Below are 20,800 nucleotides of genomic sequence, written 5' to 3' on the forward strand. Positions count from 1 at the left end.
TCTTATTGGATTTCTATTTTAATTCTACCCTAATATTACTTATTCTATTTCTTTTGTAAAAATCCTTTTTATTCTACAAAATTTATTGTTCCCAATTTTTTTGTATTATACAACTTTTTTACTAATATATTACAAACTTTGGTACATATATTTTATTAAAAGTTGAAAGACAATAATCATCCGTCATTCCAGCAATATAATCTGCAACACCTCTTTTTAAACCTTCTTCACTTGCTATTCTTTGATATAACTCTGGTAATTCTTCACTATGTTTATAATAATATTCTATTACATGAGTTAAAATAAACTTTGCCTTCTCCCTTTCCTCTTTTAATACATTCCCTAAATATATATTCGAGAACATATATTTTCTTAACTCTATCATAGCTTCTTTAACTTCATCACTTTGTTTTATATCATATATTCCATTTTTTAAATTTTTTTGTGTCTCATTTATCATATCTGTAACTAAAACTTGAATTCTTTGAGAATGGCTATTTCCTAAAACACTAATAGCCTCTTTAGGTAAATATTCTTCCCTTAAAAGTCCTGCTCTAATCGAATCATCAATATCATGATTTAAATATGCTATTTTATCACTATATTTAACTATTCTACCTTCTAATGTTTTTGAAGTATTATCTTTATTTCCTAATCCACTGTGATTTAATATGCCATCAATAACTTCTTTTGTTAAATTTAATCCTTTCCCATTTCTTTCTAACTTTTCAACTATTCTTACACTTTGTTCATTATGCCTAAATCCACTGTCTAAAAAGCTATCAAGTACTTCTTCTCCATTATGCGCAAATGCTACATGTCCTAAATCATGCCCTAAAGCTATTGCTTCTATTAACATCTCATTTAAGCCTATTCCTGCACCAATGGTTCTTGCTATTTGCGCTACTTCTAGAGTGTGAGTGAGTCTAGTTCTATAATGATCTCCAAAAGTACGTATGTATACTTGAGTTTTATGTTTAAGTCTTCTAAAAGATTTACAATGAATTATTCTATCTCTATCTACCATGAAACATGTCCTAATGTTATCAGGCTCCTCATATAGTAATCTTCCACTACTTTTATTGCTATGAATAGCCTCCGGAATTAATGTCAAGTTCTCATTTTTTTCTATTCTCTCTCTTATATTCACTTATCTCACCTCCAAATAACTTATTCTATATCTTTCTCAAAAAACCTCTATTTTATATATTTAATAATAAAGTATTATATACTAATTCATTTCTATCATATGTATATTTATATGTTTTTCATAATATTATTATAATAAGAAATTTATACAAGGAGTTTTACAATGAGTAACGATAATAAGCTTATAGATATTGATAATATAAAAAAATATATATTACCTAAATTTTTTTTGAAAGATGCTGATATTACTATGGTAAAGTTTAAAGATACAGAAAAACAAAGAGCCGTTTTTAAGGTAACTTCTAATAATAAAAATTATTGTTTAAAAAAAGTTTACTATGATGAAGAAAATCTACTTTTTGTCTACTCTGCAATGGAGTGGTTATATAGAAACAATGTAATGGTTCCTAAGTTATTGCCTTCTATAGATAATAATAGGTTTATATATTACGAAGATATGTTATTTATATTAAACCCTTGGGTTGAAGGTGAGAAATGCAATTTTGATTCCATTACAGATATAAGGCTTTCAATTAAAACTCTAGCTAAATTACATAAATGTTCAAAAAACTTTAAACCAATTCCAGGAAGCACAAATAGAGTTGGATTAGAAAACTACTATTTATCTATAAATAAACATTTTAACGATATTCTTGAAACTGCAAATTTAGCGTCAACATATAAGGATAAATTTTCAAAACTATATCTAAATAATTTAGATAGTAACTTATCTTTAGCAAAACTTTCACTTGAAATAGCTTCCTCAATAGATGATTCTAATTTAAATATATCTTTATGTCATGGTGACTACGTAAATAAAAATATATTAATAAATAATAATGATGTTTGGATAATAGATTTTGATAAATGCAAAAAAGATTATTGTGCTCATGATTTAGCTTACTTTTTACGAAGACTACTAAAAAGATCTACTACAAATTGGAATCCGGCTCTAACTGTAGATATAATTAATACTTATTTAAAGGTTAATAACTTAACTGATTCTGATTTAAAATATATTTTAGCTTATTTAGCCTTCCCTCAAAAGTTTTGGAAAATATCTAGAGATTATTATAAAAACATAAATAAATGCAATAAGAATTCCTTTATTGCATTATTTACTAAAGGCCTTGATAGATCAGCGGATCAACTTGATTATATTAATAACATGATCGAAATATTCGAAACCTACTACAACGTCAAATTTTAACTAAATTGTTGGTTAAAGCTTAAGTACCGTGATGACGAAAATTAATGATATTACCTCCAGGAATTAGTGTAATTTTCGTTAAGAATTTATATTATTTTTTCCAGAAAAAGTCCTAAAGCTTCGAAGTTCACTATCGTTTACCTCAGCTTCTTAACGGACTTTTTCTTCCAAAAACAATTAAATTCTAAAACTCAATTACAATATTCCTTCCGATAATATCATTAATTTTTCTCTATCACTAGCTTTTAAGCTAAAAGATACAATTTCCTGCGGTAACCAACTTAAAAGTTAACGATTTCTGCTATATTTTATATACTAAATTGTTAACTTCTAAATATATATTTTTAAATAAACTACGAATATTAATATACAAATTAACTTTAATATAAGAAAAATTTGTAGCACAAAACATTAACTATAAAGTGGCGCGTTATAAGCAAACACATGTAAAAAGAAAAAAATGAAATATTTATTTGGAGGTATCATTGAAATTAAGCCGTAGAATTTAATAATTTATGGAGTAAAGTTGCGTAAAAAAGTTTTTACTGTTTGAGTGAATAGCGAGTTTAAAAACTTTAGCAAACTTTACGTAATCAATTATATAAATTCTAGGTGAAAATTTCACCATTACCCGAAAATAAATATTTCATTTTTTCGCTTCCATGTGGTGCACAATATTATTCAGTTGTTCGTTAAAAAAAGGAACGCTAAAGCGTTCCTTTTTTTATTACCTTGATTTATATTATCTTGGATTTTTTACTTGTGCTTGTGCTGCTGCAAGTCTTGCAACTGGTACTCTAAATGGTGAACAAGATACATAGTTTAATCCAACATTATGGCAGAATTCAACTGATGATGGATCTCCACCATGTTCTCCACAAATACCTAACTTAATATTTGGTCTTGTAACTCTACCCTTTTCTGCAGCAATTTTAACTAATTGGCCTACACCTGTTTGGTCAAGCTTAGCAAATGGATCTTGTTCATATATCTTTCTTTCATAATAGTCTGATAAGAATTTAGCAGCATCATCTCTTGAGAATCCAAATGTCATTTGAGTTAAATCATTTGTTCCAAAAGAGAAGAATTCAGCTTCTTTTGCTATCTCATCAGCTGTTATAGCAGCTCTAGGAATTTCAATCATTGTACCAACATGGTAGTCTAATTTAACTCCCTTCTCATCCATAACTTCTTCTGCTGTGCTAACAACTATATCTTTAACAAATTTTAATTCTTTAACCTCACCAACTAATGGAATCATAATTTCTGGAACTATATCATATCCTTTAGCAGTTTTAACTTCTATTGCAGCTTCTATTACTGCTCTAGTTTGCATTTCTGCAATTTCTGGATAAGAAACAGCTAGTCTACATCCTCTATGACCCATCATTGGATTGAATTCATGTAAACTTTCAACTGTAGATTTTAACTCTTCAAAAGTTAATCCCATAGTCTTTGAAAGTTCTGCTATCTCATCATCATTATGAGGTAAGAACTCATGTAGTGGTGGATCTAAGAATCTTATTGTAGCTGGCATTCCTTGAAGTGCTTCATAAATTCCAATAAAATCTTTTCTTTGCATTGGAAGTAATTTTTCAAGTGCTGCTCTTCTTTCCTCTTCATTCTTAGCTACGATCATCTCTCTCATTGCCATTATTCTATCTTCTTCAAAGAACATATGCTCTGTTCTACAAAGTCCTATACCTTCTGCTCCAAATTCAACAGCTTGTTTTGTATCTCTTGGATTATCAGCATTAGTTCTAACATTAAGTTTTCTTATTTCATCTGCCCATCCCATGAATGTTGCAAAATGACCTGAAATCTCTGGAGTAACAGTCTTAATTGCTTCTCCATATACACTTCCTGTAGAACCATCTATTGAAATATAATCATTAGTTGTATAAACTTTACCGTTTGCTTCTAATGTTTTTTCTTCCTCGTTAACCTTTAAATCTCCACATCCAGCTACACAGCAAGTACCCATACCTCTTGCTACAACTGCAGCATGTGAAGTCATTCCTCCTCTAACTGTTAATATACCCTCAGCAGCTATCATACCTTCAATATCCTCAGGAGAAGTCTCAAGTCTTACTAAAACAACTTTTTCACCTTTTTCAGCTCTTTCCTTAGCTTCTTCTGCAGTAAACGCAACTTTACCACAAGCAGCTCCTGGAGATGCTGGAAGCCCCTTAGCTATAACAGTAGCTTTTTTCATCTCTGTTAAATCGAATGTTGGATGTAATAAAGAATCTAATTGCTTAGGTTCAACTTTAAGAATTGCCTCTTCCTTTGTTAACATACCTTCTTCAACTAAATCAACAGCAATTTTTAGAGCAGCTTGAGCTGTTCTCTTACCATTTCTTGTTTGTAAGAAATATAATTTACCTTCTTCAATAGTAAATTCCATATCTTGCATGTCCCTATAATGATTTTCAAGAGTATTAACTATATCTATAAATTGTTTATAGATAGCTGGATTTTGTTCTTCTAATTTAGCTATTGGAAGTGGTGTTCTAATACCAGCAACAACGTCTTCACCTTGTGCATTCATTAAATACTCACCATAAATTTCTTTTTCTCCAGTTGCAGCATTTCTTGAGAATGCAACACCTGTTCCTGAAGTATTTCCTTTATTACCAAATACCATTTCTTGAACATTAACAGCTGTTCCCCATTTACCTGGAATATCATTTAATCTTCTATAAACGATAGCTCTTGGGTTGTCCCATGATCTAAATACAGCTGTAATAGCTTCAGTTAATTGTGCTGTTGGATCTTGTGGGAATTCTTCTCCCTTTTCTTTTTTGTATAATTCTTTATACTTTACAACTAATTCCTTTAAGTCATTCTCATCTAAATCTGTGTCATATTTAACACCTTTTGCTTCCTTTGCTTCATCTATCAAATTTTCAAATAATCTCTTTTCTATTCCCATAACAACATCTGAGAACATTTGAATAAATCTTCTATATGAATCATAAGCAAATCTTGGATTTCCTGTTGATGCTGCAACAGCTTCTACTGCAACATCATTTAAACCAAGATTCAATATTGTATCCATCATACCAGGCATTGAAACTCTTGCCCCTGATCTTACAGAAACTAACAATGGATTTGTGTTGCTTCCAAATTCTTTTCCTGTTATTCTTTCTAATTCTTTAATGTTTGCATGGATTTCTTCTACAACTGAATTTGTAATTTGTTTTCCATCCTCATAATACTTGTTACAAGCTTCAGTTGTAACTATAAATCCTTGAGGAACAGGAATCCCTATTCTAGTCATTTCTGCTAAATTTGCCCCTTTACCTCCAAGAAGGTTTCTCATTGACCCATCACCTTCACTAAAAAGGTAAACATACTTTTTCTTCTCCATCTCAATACTCCTCCGTTCATACAATAATATATACTAACAAGACTCTGTCTCGTAGTTACCCTAGTTACCCTTTAAATTACCCTTAATTTGCTTCTCCAAGATTAACAAATAGTTTTGTTATGTTAGTCTTAGAAATTTTGCCAACTATCTTTAAATTAACTTTTCCATTGTCTGATTCGCAGGATTTTTCTACTATCGGTATACTATCAATTTCATGTTCTATTATTTTTTTAGCTAGTGAATATGCACTATCCTCTGGATACCCATAAATTATATTAGGCATTCTTGTCATGATAACTCCTACTGGAACTCTATGTATATCTGTTCCTCCAATTGCTATCTTAAGAAAATCCTTTCTTGAGGCTGCCCCAACTAAATTCCCATTGTTTTCAACAAACAATGTTCCTACATCATGTAAAAATAAATGAACAATTGCATCATATACAGTAGTATCATCGTTAACGGTTACAGGCTTAGACATAATATCCCCAACCTTTATCTTGGATAGATTTTCCAAAATTTCTCCGTCAATCTTTTTCCCTAAATACACATAACCTACTTTAGGTCTAGCATCTAAAGTACCAGTCATTGTAAGTATTGCTAGGTCTGCTCTTAAAGCAGCTCTTGTAACTCCAAGCTTTTCTGCTATTGCTTCACTTGTTATTGGCTGCTCATTTTTAACTATCTTAATTATTGCCTCTTGTCTTTTTGTAAACTTCAATGCTACCCCTCTTTTCGACTATTAAAGGAATATTCAGACAATTAAGAATATTTTCTATTTACAGTATAATTATAACATTTTCTCATTTTTTGACTATACTTATTTTTTTGAAAAATCCTTCATATCAGCTGAATATTCCCATTCTTCCTTTTTTTTCTAGGTTATATCCTTGTTTTTCTTTTATTTTCTAATTTTTACCATATTCATCATCAAAATTTACAGTATAAGTAAAAGTATTATTTTCATCATCTTCTTTGTCCTTAAATTTATTTGGCATTTTTATTCCATCTAAATTTACATCTTGAACTTTTTCCTTAACCTTATCTGCAAAATCGCTTGCTTTATCCTTTGCTTCGTTAACAGCAGCTGATATATACTTATTAACAACTTCTACCGTACCATCTGCTTTTGTTATTTCAATTGTAACTTGGGTTACTACCGCTGCTACTACAACAAATGCTAATATAGGTGGAATTATTACAGCTATAACACCTGCAGCTATTCCAGCATTAACAGGAACATCAACTAACTTTTTACCATCTTTAGTTATTTTGATTCTAGTAATATTCCCTTTATTTATTAAATCTTTTAACCAAACCTTAAACTCATCGATAGTTTCAGATTGCTTAGTTTCATTTACGTTATTATATTTTGATTTTTCTTCAAGTAATATAATTGCATTTAAGACATCTCCATTTGACGCTTCTAATGCCTGTTTTGCTTCTGCATAACTTACTCCAGTTCTTTCTCTTACTTGATCAACTTTTTCCAATGTAATATCCATATTACCTCTACTCCTTTATATAATTTAACATTTCTAAACTTTTTGGCTTTCTTGAATAATTTGAATTTATTATAAATGTTGTTACTTTTTCTATTTGCTTTTTAACTTCTTTATTTACATTTAATCGATAAATTTTATCCATTGGTGTATTATTTAAAAATCTTAAAGCATTATATCCTGCTCTAGAAATGTAAATGCCATGTTCCTTATTACACTCTACACATACACCGCCAAAGTGTGATAATGAAATATAATCACTTGTTCCTATTGCTTTTTTACAAATAGAACATTTATCAAACTCCAACCCATATCCTGTTGCATTCAACAACCTTAATTCAAAAGCTCTTATTAATAATTCATAATCCATAGCATCTGTATTTAACAAGTATAAACAAGTTATAAAATCTCTAAATAACGTCTTGTTTACCTCAGCATCTTGTACACATATATCTATTAATTCACACACATATGAAGAATATGTAAGTTTATCTAAATTATTTAATAATCCCTGAAATGAGTTTATAATTTTTCCTTCTTGAAGGTTATACAAATTTCTGCCTTTAAAAAATATATATTCCCCAAAGCATAGGGGTAAAGTCAAGCTTAAATTTTTACTTTTACTCTTCTTTGACCCCCTAGCTATAAAGGTTATTTTTCCTAGCTCTTCACAATAAGCCCATATAAGTTTATCATTCTCTTTATAATCTATAGCCTTAATTATTATTGCTTTAGTCTTCTCAATAGACAGAATACTCAACTCCTATCTACTTTGTCTTTTTATATCCTAATTCCTTAAGTAAAAGTCCATTATCTCTCCACTCTTTTCTTACTTTTACCCATATCTTTAAATTAACTTTAGCTTTTAAAAATCTTTCTATTTCGTATCTTGCAGTCTCTCCAATTTTCTTTAAAGACGCTCCATTTTTTCCAATTATTATTCCTTTATGTGAGTCTTTTTCACATATTAAATCTACTTCAATGTGATATGTTCCATTTTCTTTTTGTTTCATTTGAATAACATCAACAGCTATTCCATGTGGAATTTCATCTCTTAAATTCTTTAATGTTTTTTCTCTTACTATCTCTGCAACAATAAATCTTTCATTAACGTCTGTAATCATATCCTCTGGATAATATTGTGGCCCTTCTGGCATTTTTTCTACCATTAATTTCACAAGAGTATCTACATTTTTGCCTTTTAATGCTGATATTGGTACTATTTCTGCAAAATCATATTCCTTTGAATACATAGCAAGTGTTTTAGCTACCTTCTCATGACTATTTTCGTCAACTTTATTAACAACCAAGAATACTGGTGCTTTTTGTGTCTTTAATGCTTCTAATATAAATTTATCTCCTCTTCCAATTTCATCACAAGGATTAATTATAAATACAACTAAATCTACTTCTTTTATAGAACTAGTTGCTGCATTAACCATATAGTCTCCTAATTTATTCTTTGGTTTATGTATTCCTGGAGTATCAACAAATACTAATTGATAATCATCTCCAGTTAATATTGTTTGTATGTTGTTTCTTGTAGTTTGCGGTTTATTTGAAACTATTGATAATTTTTCTCCCATTATTTGATTAGTTAATGTTGATTTTCCTACATTTGGTCTTCCTACTATTGTTACAAATCCTGATTTATACATATTAGCCTCCTAGCCTTTTAAGTCTTTTTTTTGAAAAAACACCTGGCAATATTTCTTCAAAAGTTTTTTCTATAATTAATTTTTTGTATTCCCTTCTCAATTCCTCCATCTAAATAGTATATCACATATAAGTAAAATTCAAAATGTTGATTTAACTTATATTATTAATCTCTATCTATTTATTAAATAGACTCTTACTTAAATTTTTAGCATTAATTAATTTTATAATTTAAATATAGTAAAGATTAATAAGGTTAATAATATTCCTAATATTCCTCCTACTATAACTTCAAATACAGTATGAACCTCTGAGTCAACTCTACTTTGAGCAGTAATAAAAGCCATTAGATAAGCTAATATTATACAAATAGGCTTTTCAGTTATTAATGCTATAGCCGTGGAAATAGAAAAAGCTAATGCACTATGTCCACTAGGCATACCACCCTTTAGAGGTGTTCCTTCACCAAAAATAGCTTTTATTATAACAACAGCCAAAACAACTATAACTAACGCTATTAATATCATATATGGTTCTGAATGTTTGATTTTATAAACTACTTCAAATGAAAAGTTAGAAAGTTTATCCCAAAATACAATATATCCTACTAATATTGCATTTATTGCTGTTACAAGTACTGCTCCCGCTGCTGTATTTTTAGCTACCTTTGCTAAAGGATGATAATAATTAGTATTTAAATCTACTGCTGCTTCTACAGCTGTATTAACCAATTCAGCACTTATTACCATTGTAATTGTTATTGCCAATGCCAGAAATTCTGCCTTTGATACATCAAAGAAAAAACAAGCAATTAAAACTCCAATAGATGCTAATATATGAATTTTCATATTCCTTTGAGTTCTTACAGCATCAACTACACCATTAATTGCATGATTAAAGCTCTCTAATAATTTTTTCATCTCCATAAATTACTCACCCTCTCTACATTTATCTAGTTATATTTAAATCCCCCAATATTTCCTCTTCTCTTTTTCTCATCCTTTTCTTTTCTTCATCTTCCATATGATCATATCCTAATAAGTGAAGAATAGAATGAACTACTAAGTAGCATACCTCTCTATTAAAGGAATGATTATATTCTATACTTTGCTCTTTTGCTCTTTCTAAAGATAAAACCATATCACCTAATACTAGCTCTTCACCATCTAAATATATCTCATTAAATTTAGTTTCCTTATAAACCTCTTTAAAAACCTTATCTTTAGGATAGTCTAACATAGGAAATGATAGTACATCAGTGGCCTTATCTATTCCTCTAGTTTCTCTATTTATATCTCTTATTTCTTCATTATCTACAAATAAAAGTGATATTTGATAAGGAATATTTACCTCTTCAGCCTTTAAAGCTTTTTCACAAACTTCATTTATAATATTAATAAGTTCCTCATTCACTTCTATTTTATTCTGTCTATTATCAGTATATAACATAATTTCTCCTTTCATTTTTTCATAATTTAAATTATGTATATTTTAAATTAGCGTTTATTAATTATAATGCTTTTTCTTAAACTTCGCAATTTAGATAAAAAAGGAGGTAGCCCTCCCTTTTTATTCTTTACCCTTTTCTTTCGGATATTCTATTCTATGATGATAAATCCCCTTTAAAACCTTCAAGAAACAACTCTTTATGGTTTCTAAATCTCTAAAAGTTAAATCACATTCATTTAATTGATCTGAATTCAACTTATCTTTTACTATATTATTTACCATATTTTCAATCTTATCGAATGTAGGATCTTGAATAGATCTTACAGCTGCTTCAACACTATCTGCCATCATAATTATAGCCGCTTCCTTGCTTTGAGGTTTAGGCCCAGGATATCTAAAGTCTTCTTCTTTTATACTATCTGGATCATCACTATTATTTTTTAAAGTATAATAAAAATATTTAACTAATGTTGTTCCATGATGTTGAATCATCATATCACTTATTGCACTAGGTATATCATATTCTTTCGCTAATTCCAATCCATCTTTAACATGAGATATTATTATAGATGCACTTAAACCTGGCGAAATTTTATCATGAGGATTAACTCCACCTAACTGATTCTCTCCAAAGAAAAAAGGTCTTTTTATCTTACCTGCATCATGGTAATAAGCTCCAACTCTAACTAACATAGGATTAGCTCCAACCTCTTCTGCTGCAACCTCAGCTAAATTTGCAACCATAACACTATGATGATATGTTCCTGGAGCTTCCATTAATAATCTTTTCAATAATGGACTATTAGGATTTGAAAGTTCTAATAATTTCATATTAGTAACTAAACTAAAACTAGATTCTAGAAATGGTAATAACCCCATAGCTAATATTCCTGAAATAAAAGCTCCTAATGCAGCTAAAGCCATATCAAATAATATCTTTTTCACATTATTTGACAGAAGTATTCCACTTGATAAAACTACAATAGAAACAGAAATTGCAACATAAAGAGTTGAATATAATATATCATTTCTTTGGGTAACTTTCTTTAATGAAGTCGACGCTACAATAGTTCCAACTATCCCTACTAAAATAATTTGCGGATCAAAACCTGCTATAACTGCTATAAGCATTAAATTTAAAGAACTAATTATAACCGAAACTTTATAATCTAAAAACACAGTAATAAGTATTGGTGAGCATGCTATCGGAATTAAAAATAACGATACAAATGCAAAAATTCTCGTTGTTACTAACGATAGTAAGTTTAATAATAATATTAAAAATACAAGTTTAGTATTATGCAGAACTTCCTTTTTCTCTTTTTTCAAATACATATACTGCAAAATCAATACAAATAATACGTAAAATGCTATTATTATATAAGTATATATATAATCCTTACTTATTCCTTCTCCTACTAGCCCTAGCTCTGTAAGTATAGTTATTTGTTTTTGTGTAATTGGTTCCCCTTCTTTTACTATAGTTTGATTTTTCTTTATCATAACCTTTGAAACACTTTTTAAGGCTTCCTTAACAGCTTCATCTGTTTTTGTTTGGTCAAAAAAGTAATTAGGCTGTACCTGACTATCACACATATCCTTTAAAATAGCTTCAATATTACTATCTAAATTCTGGCTTTCTAAATAATCTTCTACAGTAGTCTTTGCTTCTTCTATTTCTTCATTATTTCCTTCTTCTATTTGATTTTCATATGCCTTATCAATTGCTGCTAGTGCTATCCATTGTAATTCCGTATCTTTATCAACAGTCAGATCTAATAATATTTTATATTGACTATCTGAAAGCTTAAAGGCCTCTATCTTTTTTAACTCATTAATTTTATCTTTCTCTTCTATTTCACTACTCTTTAAATTAATTAACTTATCAAAAAATGTTTTTATATTCTGACTTGCTTCAATTTTCACTTCATTTTTTAAAGTAAATTTTTTTTCTACCTTAGCAGCTACTTCTTGTTCCTTTGCATTAGTTGCTTCCTCATCAATAATATCTCTAGGTGCCTTTATATCAACGCTAGCAATGTCCCCTTCAATGAAATTATATCTTTTAGGAGTTACTACAGTCATTATTATAAAATAGACTAAGAACGCTGTTACAGTAAATAAAAATATTCTTTTCCATTTATCTTTTTGTGTCTTTTTATCTATACCATTTTTATCTTTCATATTGTTCACCTTCTCATCTTACCCTAATTCTCTAATAGCTTACAGTATCCTCACTTACTATATTTTGTTCTACAACAAACACGACATTTATTAACATATTTTCTTGATCTTTCATTTCTTTATCAACTAATTTATCAACTATTTTTGCATCTCTACTTAACTCATTTAATAAAGACTTTTCTAAATCATTAACTGCATTTTCTATAGCATCATCTTCCGATAAATTTATATCTTTTTCTACTCTTTCATAATATAACACCTTATTAAATATTTTGCCACTCATTTCTATTTTATCATAATGTTCAAAATCTTTTATAGCCTTTTTTAGATAAATTTTTTTACCAAAAATACTTATATAAATATCACTATCCTTTTCTCCACTTCTCTCAAGTGTAGTTCCATTAACTTTTACATTCATAGATTTCTCATAAAATGTATTGGCTATAACTATTCCTCTTGGTGGTAAAATATATTCTCCTCCTTCACTTCCATCTATTCCTTCTATTACAACATCACCTGCTTTAACTAACTGCCCGCTCTTAACTTTTGCTCTACCTGCAAAGGTATATATTCTCTTTACTTCTCCTTCCATAGTAGCAACTAAATTTCCATACTCATAACTCTGTTCTTGTGGTGGATTTATTTTTTCTTCTACTACAACCTTTAAAGTAGACCCCTCAATTCTAACCCTTAACCACAATATTTCAGAACTCATATTTTCTAACTGCTTCTCTACTTCTTTTACATCTATAGATTTTTTTGCAATTCCTGGTTTAATACCTATACTATTTAGTTGCTTTCTTATTTCAAAAGGTGGTATATTTTGTTGAACATCTACCTCTACAGCCCATATGTAAGTAGATAAATAATATATAATACATAAAAATATAAATCCACCAACAACTAATGATAATTTCTTTTTAACATTACCTAAGAAGAATACAATCCCCGCGCTTTTTATAATATTTATTCTGCCACCTAAAGCTTCTACACAATCTTTTACTTCTGCATAATTTAAATAATCAATCTCTAATATTAACGTTGCGAAATCTCTTTTCTTAACTTTATAGACTCTTATGTTCTTTGTCCAAAATAAATTTAATAACTTCTCAGTATTTAATATTTTAATTTCAACTAATATTTTTCCTTTTTTCATCTTATTAAAAGCCATTTTTTATTCACCCCACATACTCAATTGAATCAAAATAACCTTTAATAGTTATAGTTGATGCGGCGATATATAGTATTTCAAATTCACGCCCTTTTATTTCTATTGGTGACATATTTGTATTTATCTTTATCTTTTCTCTCTCAAATAACATTATCCCTTTATGATTTTCTATAGTTACTTCATTTCTTCCTATAACAATAATCTTAGGTACATCTAATATTACATCTTTAGGGAGATCCAGCTTTTCAACTAAAACTTCTTTACCTCTATTAATTTTACTTTCCATAGTTTCTCTCCTTTAAATAATACTCTCTCAATGTACTTTATGATTTTATTTTAAAGAAAATCACAAAAATAAAAAAAGAACTCAATTTACATTGAGTTCTTTTAATTATTTACTATTTAAATACTCTTTAACAATCTGACTAACAAGTTTTCCGTCTGCTTTACCTACAACCTTTGGTCTAACTGCTGACATAAGCTTACCCATGTCTTTCATGTTATCGGCACCCACTTCTGTAGCTGTTTCTTTTACAATTTGTAAAATTTCTTCTTCACTTAATTGCTGAGGAAGGTAACCTAGCAAGATTTCGATCTCAGATTTATTCTGATCAACCAAATCCTGTCTATTTCCCTTTTCAAATTCAAGCATCGCTTCTTTACGCTGCTTGACTTCTTTTGCTAATATTTCTATAACCTTATCGTCCTCAAGCGTAACACCATCGGTTTTTTCTACTAGCAATATAGCAGACTTAGCACTGCTTAATACATTAGCTCTAAATTTATCTTTAGATTTTAATGCTTCTTTCCAGTCCTCTTGTAGTCTTTCTTTTATTGTTGGCATACTTAAATACCTTCTTTCAAAAATTAAAAACTACTTGAATTTTCTCTTTCTTGCAGCTTCTGATTTTTTCTTTCTCTTTACGCTTGGCTTTTCGTAATGTTCTCTCTTTCTAACTTCTGAAAGAACCCCAGCTCTTGCGCATTTTCTCTTAAATCTTCTTAATGCACTTTCTAGTGTTTCGTTTTCTCCAACTTTGATTTCTGACATCTATTATCCCTCCCTCCGCTAGCTCAAATTAGTATCTTTAACTCAGCTACGGGCTTAATAACACATATTGTATTATACAATAATGGTCACAAAAATGTCAATATTATTTATACTATTTTTCTATTAACCCGGTGGCCATTTTAATTCTCTTGCACCTAATATATGAAAATGTATATGATTTACTGTTTGACCTCCATCAGCTCCGCAGTTATTTACAATTCTATAACCTGAATCAGCAATACCTAGTTCCTTTACTATTTTATTTATTATCATGAATATGTGTGAAACTATTTCAGAATTTTCTTTAGTTAATTCATTTGCACTACTAATATGCTCTTTTGGTATTACTAAAAAATGAACTGGTGCTGCTGGACTTATATCATAAAATGCAAGAACCTTATCATCTTCATATATCTTCTTAGATGGAATTTCTCCAGCTATTATTTTGCAAAAAATACAATCTCCCATAAATTCACCTCCTTTATCTAGTTACAAGTGGCAAGTTTTCAGTGACAAATTAAGGTTAAAACTCTAAGGAGTTTCTTTAAAATATTATTTTAATTCAGCTTTGCTGAATTCACCACTTAACTTACCACTTGTCACTTATCACTTGTCACTTGTCACTCTCTAAACCATACTTGCTATAGCATAATCTTCTACTGCTTCTTCAATCTTTACATCTACTATTTTACCAGTAATATCTGCTGACATGCAATGTACTATTACTTTTATATAATTTCTTGTATATCCTTCATAGAAATCTGGTTTATCTTTAATTTCTTTTTCTATTAAAACATCCATTACTCTTCCAATGAACTTCTCTGTAAAGGCATGCTCATTTTTATCATTTAACTCTATTAAAGCCTTACTTCTGATATCCTTTATAGTTCCATCTAATTGATTTGGCATATCTGCTGCTTTAGTTCCTTTTCTTGGACTATATTTAAATACATGAGTCTTAGTCAAATGAATTCTTTTTAAGTATTCATAAGTTTCATTAAATTCTTCTTCAGTCTCTCCTGGGAAGCCAACAATTACATCTGTAGAAATTGATACATCTGGCAATGTTTCTCTTAACATATTAACCGCAGCTTCATACTCTTCAGCTGTATATCTTCTATTCATTCTCTTTAATGTTGCATCACAACCACTTTGAAGCGATAAATGGAAATGTGGGCATAACTTTTTAAACCCTTTAATCTTCTCAATAACTTCTTCAGTAAAGAATGCTGGCTCAATAGATCCAATTCTAATTCTCTCTATTCCATCTATTTTTTCTATCTCTTCTATTATATTAATTAAATTTATATTGCCTTCTAAGTCTAATCCATATGAAGCAGTATGTATTCCTGAAAGTATAACTTCTTTAAATCCATGAGCTGCTAATTCTTTAACCTCTTCTAAAACCTTATTTGGATCCTTTGAACAAACTGATCCTCTAGCATAAGGTATTGTGCAATATGTACAGAATCTATTACATCCATCTTGAATCTTTAAAAATGCTCTAGTTTTATCTTGATAATCTTCTATTTTTAAATCTTCAAACTTTTTATTTTGTAGTACAGGTTGAACATGTACTTGTGGCTGACCTTCATCCTTTGCCTTGTTAACATAATAAACTACATCACCTTTATTTCTTGTACCTAGGACTACATCTACCCCTGGTATTTCTGAAACTTCTTTAGGTGCCATTTGTGAATAACACCCAACAGCTGCAATTATTGCATCTGGATTAGTTCTTCTTGCCCTACTTATTATTTGTCTTGATTTTTTATCTCCCATATTAGTAACTGTACAAGTATTTATTACATATACATCAGAAAACTCATTAAAATCCACTACTTCGTATCCTTCTCTAATGAACTTTTCTGCCATAGCTTCTGATTCATACACATTAACTCTACAGCCTAATGTAGCAAATGCAACTTTCATTAATCATTTCCTCCTAAATCACTCAGCTCATATTGTATTAAGGATGTTGCAACAAATCCTGCTGTTTCAGTCCTTAATATTCTTTTTCCTAGAGTAACTATATAAGCTCCTTTATCTTTAAGTCTTTCAATTTCATCTTCTTCTATTCCGCCCTCTGGGCCTACAAATATTCCAATATTTTTAATATTATCTATATTATTCTCTTTTCTTAATTCATTAATCAATGTTTTTATACCAAAATTATTTGCATTTTCATATGGAACTATTAATAAATCTAAAGAATTTATTTTCTCTAAAACTTCATCAAACTCAATAGGTTCTAACACTTTAGGAATTATACTTCTCTTACTTTGTTTTGCAGCCTCTAAAGCTATTCTATTTAATCTATCTAACTTTTTAAACTCACCTTTTAATTTAACATCCACTCTATGAGTTATTGTAGGAATGAATTCTGTAATTCCAAGTTCAGTTCCCTTTTGAACTATTAAATCCATCTTTTGAGACTTTGGTAGCCCTTGAAATAAATATATATTTACATTACTTTCATTATTTGATTCTAACTCTTCTAATATGTCTATTAAAACTTCTTGTTTAGAAACGGACTTAACTCTTCCTAAATATTCAACACCTTCACAATTGTTTAATGTTACCTTTTCACCTTCAGAAATTCTAAGAACCTTATATATATGCTTTACATCATCACCAATTATTTTAGCTACATCTCCGTTAATTAATTCTTTTGGAGTAAAAAACTTATGCATTATTTCATTCTCTCCTAAAAATTATTTTAATTTTGCAACTATGCAGTTCCATTCACCATCTCTATTTTTTTCAATAACTTCAAATCCAGTAGCTTCAAGTTTTTCACAAACCATATCAACTCTATCATGAATTATTCCTGATGTTATGAAAATTCCACCATCTTTTAAAACCCTCTTAACATCATCTGTTAATATGCATATTATTTCTGCTAATATATTCGCAACAACTATATCAGCTTTTCCATCAATAACTTCAACAAGATTTCCATGAAGTATTTCAATATTATTTAAATTATTATATCCAACATTTTCTATTGAAGATTCAACTGCAACTGGATCTAAATCTACACCAACAGCTAACTTTGATCCAAGCTTTGCTGCCGCTATAGCTAATATACCTGATCCACATCCAACATCAAATACTGTACTTTCTTCTTTAACATATCTTTCTAAGGCTTGAATACACATTCTTGTAGTTTCATGTGTTCCTGTTCCAAATGCCATACCTGGATCTAAATCTACAACTAACTCTCCATCTTTAGCTTCATATTCTTCCCATATTGGTTTTACAACTATCTTTTCACCAACTTTTGATGGTTTATAATATTGTTTCCATGTATTAGCCCAATCTTCTTCATGCATTTTTTCATGCTCAACTTTAGCTTCTCCTAAATCAAGACCCATTTCTTTAAGCTCTGTTAATCTTTCATTAACATATTGTAATACATCTTCAATATTATCTTCTTCTGCAAAATAAGCCTTTACAACTGCAACTTTTCCTTTATGCTCTAAAACATTTATATCTGCAAAATCCCATGTTAACGGACCTTGTTCTCTTCCTAAAATATCCTCAGGATCTTCTATTGCAACACCTTTGCAATCTAAGCTATAGAAAATTCCTGATATTGGTTCTAACGCCTCACTTTTAGTTATTACTCTAACTTCTATCCATGTTCCATCCATTATTGAATCATCCTTTCAAATCTTTCTCCTTGACTAATACTATATTTTACACGTATGTTTACATAAAGTCTAGAATAATTTATATACAAAAAGGATAACTACATTTTTACATATAGTTATCCTTAAATAGCTAATTTAAATTGCTATATCTCTATTCTTATTTTTCTTATTCTTATTTTTACCGAAATTAACTTTTCTAAGCATTTTATTATTAGCCATATTATAAGTTACTGTTCCTATAAAAATAAACATTATAGCTAACTGTGGTGCATATAAAGTACAATCTACAATTCCTTGAATAATTATCATTGTATTTACAGATGCAATTAAAGGTAGCATTTTATTATGTTGTTTATATAAAGTTATCATATCCTTATACAAATTAAATTTAATATATAGATATATTAAAAGCCCTACAATTCCTAAAGTTACCAAAAATGTCAACCATAAATTGTGAGGATGGATTAAAAAAGTAATTATTTTATTATGTAAACTTGGATCATCACTATAAACAAAATTTGATCCCTGTTGCATCATCCCTAACATTCCCCATCCGGTGATAGGTTTTTTTAATATCATATTTATAGCTCCAATCCAAATACGATATCTTGAATTAAAAGATATTACTAATTCGCCAATAGGTGTTGTATTAGCAATCTTATTCTGAACTATAAAAAATAAAATAGAACTTATTCCTACAGTGATACAAATTGCTATTAATCCTCTTATATCCTTTTTTTCCTTTAGTAAATAGTATACAAATATTGATCCTACTAAAGCAATAAATGCTCCCGTTGATTCAGTTAATAACAAAGCTACTATTATTAATACAATTGAAAAATTATATATTATAGAATCCTTTTTTCTTTTATTAATGCACTTTAAATAAAATATCATTAATATTATACTTCCAAACCAAGCTCCTGCCATATTAGGATTTCCAAAAGAACTAAAAACTCTATGCTGAGGAATTCCTATCAAAATAAATATTATCTTTTCTATTATTCCTCCAATAGCTGCAATTCCGCTTAAATATACTACATACTTAATAACTATATTTATTCTACTTATCTTAACAAAATAATTTTGAGAGAATACATTTAAGCCAAAATATAAAAATAATACAAAAGATGCCATTAGGGATAATAAATTTTTATTTACAATACCACTAAATACAGAGTATATAAATAATAAAAATAAACCAATATTCCAATAATTTTTTTCTATTTTTAATTTCTTTTTAAATATTAAGTTCACTGCATATACAGCTGGAATTACAGCTGTAAAAGGCGAAAAAACAATCATAATAATAAAATATATCATAATTTACCACCAACATTTTTTATTTACACAACACTGTGTAACTTGCTTTAGTATACACACAATAAAAACTTTATTCAAAAAATTTAACTATCTTTTTATTAAATTTAACATAAATATTTTAATATATACTTAGTATCCCCAATAAATACTTTTATTTATTTAATAACATGACGTTTACATTTATATATCTACTAATAATGTTGTTATAAATTATATATATTTCTAATTTTTCTTTTTATTTGATATTCATTTAAGTTTTTTTTGTATTTATAGGCATTTTTATCAACTTATATTTAAAAGATTGTAACATATAATCTTCTTTATTTCTAATTATATATAGCAATTAAGAATTTAGTTTTTATTCCTTGGGCTGTAAACATTTCTTCATGTTCAGTTGTAACATTCCCTTCAAATCCACTATTATGTAAATCATAAGTAATATATTTAATTTCTAAGTTACTTTCTTTAAAGTATTCAAGTGACTCTTCAAATAATTCATCATCATCTGTCTTGAACCAAATTTCAGCACCTTTTTTTAAGAACTTCTTATATTTTTCAAGTTGTCTTGTATGTGTTAACCTTCTCTTTTTATGACGCTCTTTTGGCCATGGATTACAGAAATTAATGTATATTCTTTCTATAACATCATTTTCATCTAACATATCATCTATTAATAATATTTCTTGAGACATAAGAGCAACATTGTCTATTTCATGACCAACTTTTTTATATGCTTCTTCAATATTTCTTTTAGCTAAAACTAAAACCTCATCTTTTATATCCACTGTTATATAATTTATATCTGGATTTTCAGACCCATGTACAGCCATAAATGTTCCTTTTCCACAACCTAATTCCATATACATTGGTTTATCATTTCCAAAAAACTCTTTCCATCTACCTTTGTATTCACTTGGCTTCTGTATAAAAAATTTACAACTTTCTAATTCCGGTCTTGCCCAAGGCTTTCTTCTCATTCTCATAACTTTTGTTCACTCCAAATCATTTCTTTAAGTTTATAGATTAATTATACAGATTATTTCTTTTATTTCAACTCTCTATACATCTTTATAACA

20 protein-coding genes are annotated in these 20,800 nt (G+C 28.8%); 1 reads left to right on the top strand and 19 read right to left on the bottom strand.

Annotated features, from left to right (window positions below):
• Positions 1 to 121 precede the first annotated feature (121 nt).
• Complete coding sequence (locus EJJ37_RS06340) at positions 122 to 1,150, bottom strand: deoxyguanosinetriphosphate triphosphohydrolase (protein ID WP_133014755.1); 1,029 nt, start codon at positions 1,148 to 1,150, stop codon at positions 122 to 124.
• A gap of 162 nt (positions 1,151 to 1,312) precedes the next feature.
• Here EJJ37_RS06340 and EJJ37_RS06345 point away from each other — a divergent pair, with 162 nt between their 5' ends.
• Positions 1,313 to 2,359 (top strand): CotS family spore coat protein, encoded by a 1,047-nt coding sequence (locus EJJ37_RS06345; RefSeq protein WP_133014756.1) that lies wholly within the window; start codon positions 1,313 to 1,315, stop codon positions 2,357 to 2,359.
• A 742-nt stretch (positions 2,360 to 3,101) separates the two neighbouring features.
• On the opposite strand, the gene ppdK is transcribed toward EJJ37_RS06345, so the two are convergent.
• The 18 genes from ppdK to trmB form a co-directional block, all read right to left on the bottom strand.
• Positions 3,102 to 5,732, bottom strand: a complete 2,631-nt coding sequence (gene ppdK / locus EJJ37_RS06350) for a pyruvate, phosphate dikinase (protein ID WP_133014757.1) — start codon at positions 5,730 to 5,732, stop codon at positions 3,102 to 3,104.
• Positions 5,733 to 5,814: 82 nt separating this feature from the next.
• Positions 5,815 to 6,453, bottom strand: a complete 639-nt coding sequence (gene ccpN / locus EJJ37_RS06355; protein WP_133014758.1) for a transcriptional regulator CcpN — start codon at positions 6,451 to 6,453, stop codon at positions 5,815 to 5,817.
• A gap of 187 nt (positions 6,454 to 6,640) precedes the next feature.
• Positions 6,641 to 7,237, bottom strand: coding sequence for a DUF4342 domain-containing protein (locus tag EJJ37_RS06360; RefSeq protein ID WP_133014759.1), 597 nt, complete (start codon positions 7,235 to 7,237; stop codon positions 6,641 to 6,643).
• 7 nt (positions 7,238 to 7,244) lie between these two features.
• Positions 7,245 to 7,994, bottom strand: a complete 750-nt coding sequence (recO, locus tag EJJ37_RS06365; RefSeq protein WP_133014760.1) for a DNA repair protein RecO — start codon at positions 7,992 to 7,994, stop codon at positions 7,245 to 7,247.
• A 7-nt stretch (positions 7,995 to 8,001) separates the two neighbouring features.
• Entirely contained in the window at positions 8,002 to 8,892 is an 891-nt protein-coding gene (gene era / locus EJJ37_RS06370; protein ID WP_133014761.1) for a GTPase Era, read from the bottom strand.
• A gap of 222 nt (positions 8,893 to 9,114) precedes the next feature.
• Positions 9,115 to 9,816 (bottom strand): diacylglycerol kinase, encoded by a 702-nt coding sequence (locus EJJ37_RS06375; RefSeq protein ID WP_133014762.1) that lies wholly within the window; start codon positions 9,814 to 9,816, stop codon positions 9,115 to 9,117.
• Positions 9,817 to 9,838: 22 nt separating this feature from the next.
• Positions 9,839 to 10,339 (bottom strand): rRNA maturation RNase YbeY, encoded by a 501-nt coding sequence (gene ybeY, locus EJJ37_RS06380; RefSeq protein WP_133014763.1) that lies wholly within the window; start codon positions 10,337 to 10,339, stop codon positions 9,839 to 9,841.
• A 120-nt stretch (positions 10,340 to 10,459) separates the two neighbouring features.
• A complete protein-coding gene (locus EJJ37_RS06385; protein ID WP_133014764.1) occupies positions 10,460 to 12,523 on the bottom strand; it encodes an HD family phosphohydrolase in 2,064 nt (687 codons plus the stop codon).
• A gap of 31 nt (positions 12,524 to 12,554) precedes the next feature.
• A complete protein-coding gene (gene yqfD / locus EJJ37_RS06390; RefSeq protein ID WP_133014765.1) occupies positions 12,555 to 13,694 on the bottom strand; it encodes a sporulation protein YqfD in 1,140 nt (379 codons plus the stop codon).
• A 7-nt stretch (positions 13,695 to 13,701) separates the two neighbouring features.
• A complete protein-coding gene (gene yqfC / locus EJJ37_RS06395; protein WP_133014766.1) occupies positions 13,702 to 13,980 on the bottom strand; it encodes a sporulation protein YqfC in 279 nt (92 codons plus the stop codon).
• A 105-nt stretch (positions 13,981 to 14,085) separates the two neighbouring features.
• Positions 14,086 to 14,538: a GatB/YqeY domain-containing protein gene (locus EJJ37_RS06400; RefSeq protein WP_133014767.1), complete on the bottom strand. Its 453-nt coding sequence runs from the start codon at positions 14,536 to 14,538 to the stop codon at positions 14,086 to 14,088.
• Positions 14,539 to 14,568: 30 nt separating this feature from the next.
• Positions 14,569 to 14,745 carry a 30S ribosomal protein S21 gene (gene rpsU / locus EJJ37_RS06405; RefSeq protein ID WP_003441547.1) on the bottom strand — a complete coding sequence of 59 codons (177 nt, stop codon included), beginning with the start codon at positions 14,743 to 14,745 and terminating at the stop codon, positions 14,569 to 14,571.
• Positions 14,746 to 14,868: 123 nt separating this feature from the next.
• Positions 14,869 to 15,213: a histidine triad nucleotide-binding protein gene (locus tag EJJ37_RS06410; protein WP_133014768.1), complete on the bottom strand. Its 345-nt coding sequence runs from the start codon at positions 15,211 to 15,213 to the stop codon at positions 14,869 to 14,871.
• Positions 15,214 to 15,372: 159 nt separating this feature from the next.
• Positions 15,373 to 16,677, bottom strand: coding sequence for a tRNA (N(6)-L-threonylcarbamoyladenosine(37)-C(2))-methylthiotransferase MtaB (gene mtaB / locus EJJ37_RS06415; RefSeq protein ID WP_133014769.1), 1,305 nt, complete (start codon positions 16,675 to 16,677; stop codon positions 15,373 to 15,375).
• A complete protein-coding gene (locus tag EJJ37_RS06420; protein ID WP_133014770.1) occupies positions 16,677 to 17,438 on the bottom strand; it encodes an RsmE family RNA methyltransferase in 762 nt (253 codons plus the stop codon). The genes mtaB and EJJ37_RS06420 overlap by 1 nt, the downstream gene beginning before the upstream one ends.
• A gap of 21 nt (positions 17,439 to 17,459) precedes the next feature.
• Positions 17,460 to 18,401 (bottom strand): 50S ribosomal protein L11 methyltransferase, encoded by a 942-nt coding sequence (prmA, locus tag EJJ37_RS06425; protein ID WP_133014771.1) that lies wholly within the window; start codon positions 18,399 to 18,401, stop codon positions 17,460 to 17,462.
• Between the two features lie 135 nt (positions 18,402 to 18,536).
• Positions 18,537 to 19,724 carry an O-antigen ligase family protein gene (locus tag EJJ37_RS06430; RefSeq protein WP_133014772.1) on the bottom strand — a complete coding sequence of 396 codons (1,188 nt, stop codon included), beginning with the start codon at positions 19,722 to 19,724 and terminating at the stop codon, positions 18,537 to 18,539.
• Positions 19,725 to 20,050: 326 nt separating this feature from the next.
• Complete coding sequence (gene trmB, locus EJJ37_RS06435; protein ID WP_133014773.1) at positions 20,051 to 20,707, bottom strand: tRNA (guanosine(46)-N7)-methyltransferase TrmB; 657 nt, start codon at positions 20,705 to 20,707, stop codon at positions 20,051 to 20,053.
• Between the last annotated feature and the right edge of the window lie 93 nt (positions 20,708 to 20,800).

The organism is Clostridium cuniculi (assembly GCF_004353185.1).
GTDB classification, from domain to species: Bacteria; Bacillota; Clostridia; order Clostridiales; family Clostridiaceae; genus Clostridium; species Clostridium cuniculi.

Bases quoted from the DNA above. Each gene is read 5' to 3' on its own strand.
- EJJ37_RS06345 (WP_133014756.1), top strand. From the start codon at position 1,313: ATGAGTAACGATAATAAGCTTATAGATATTGATAATATAAAAAAATAT.
- ppdK (WP_133014757.1), bottom strand. From the start codon at position 5,732: ATGGAGAAGAAAAAGTATGTTTACCTTTTTAGTGAAGGTGATGGGTCA.
- EJJ37_RS06360 (WP_133014759.1), bottom strand. From the start codon at position 7,237: ATGGATATTACATTGGAAAAAGTTGATCAAGTAAGAGAAAGAACTGGA.
- era (WP_133014761.1), bottom strand. From the start codon at position 8,892: ATGTATAAATCAGGATTTGTAACAATAGTAGGAAGACCAAATGTAGGA.
- EJJ37_RS06375 (WP_133014762.1), bottom strand. From the start codon at position 9,816: ATGGAGATGAAAAAATTATTAGAGAGCTTTAATCATGCAATTAATGGT.
- ybeY (WP_133014763.1), bottom strand. From the start codon at position 10,339: ATGTTATATACTGATAATAGACAGAATAAAATAGAAGTGAATGAGGAA.
- EJJ37_RS06385 (WP_133014764.1), bottom strand. From the start codon at position 12,523: ATGAAAGATAAAAATGGTATAGATAAAAAGACACAAAAAGATAAATGG.
- yqfD (WP_133014765.1), bottom strand. From the start codon at position 13,694: ATGGCTTTTAATAAGATGAAAAAAGGAAAAATATTAGTTGAAATTAAA.
- yqfC (WP_133014766.1), bottom strand. From the start codon at position 13,980: ATGGAAAGTAAAATTAATAGAGGTAAAGAAGTTTTAGTTGAAAAGCTG.
- EJJ37_RS06400 (WP_133014767.1), bottom strand. From the start codon at position 14,538: ATGCCAACAATAAAAGAAAGACTACAAGAGGACTGGAAAGAAGCATTA.
- rpsU (WP_003441547.1), bottom strand. From the start codon at position 14,745: ATGTCAGAAATCAAAGTTGGAGAAAACGAAACACTAGAAAGTGCATTA.
- EJJ37_RS06410 (WP_133014768.1), bottom strand. From the start codon at position 15,213: ATGGGAGATTGTATTTTTTGCAAAATAATAGCTGGAGAAATTCCATCT.
- mtaB (WP_133014769.1), bottom strand. From the start codon at position 16,677: ATGAAAGTTGCATTTGCTACATTAGGCTGTAGAGTTAATGTGTATGAA.
- EJJ37_RS06420 (WP_133014770.1), bottom strand. From the start codon at position 17,438: ATGCATAAGTTTTTTACTCCAAAAGAATTAATTAACGGAGATGTAGCT.
- prmA (WP_133014771.1), bottom strand. From the start codon at position 18,401: ATGGATGGAACATGGATAGAAGTTAGAGTAATAACTAAAAGTGAGGCG.
- EJJ37_RS06430 (WP_133014772.1), bottom strand. From the start codon at position 19,724: ATGATATATTTTATTATTATGATTGTTTTTTCGCCTTTTACAGCTGTA.
- trmB (WP_133014773.1), bottom strand. From the start codon at position 20,707: ATGAGAATGAGAAGAAAGCCTTGGGCAAGACCGGAATTAGAAAGTTGT.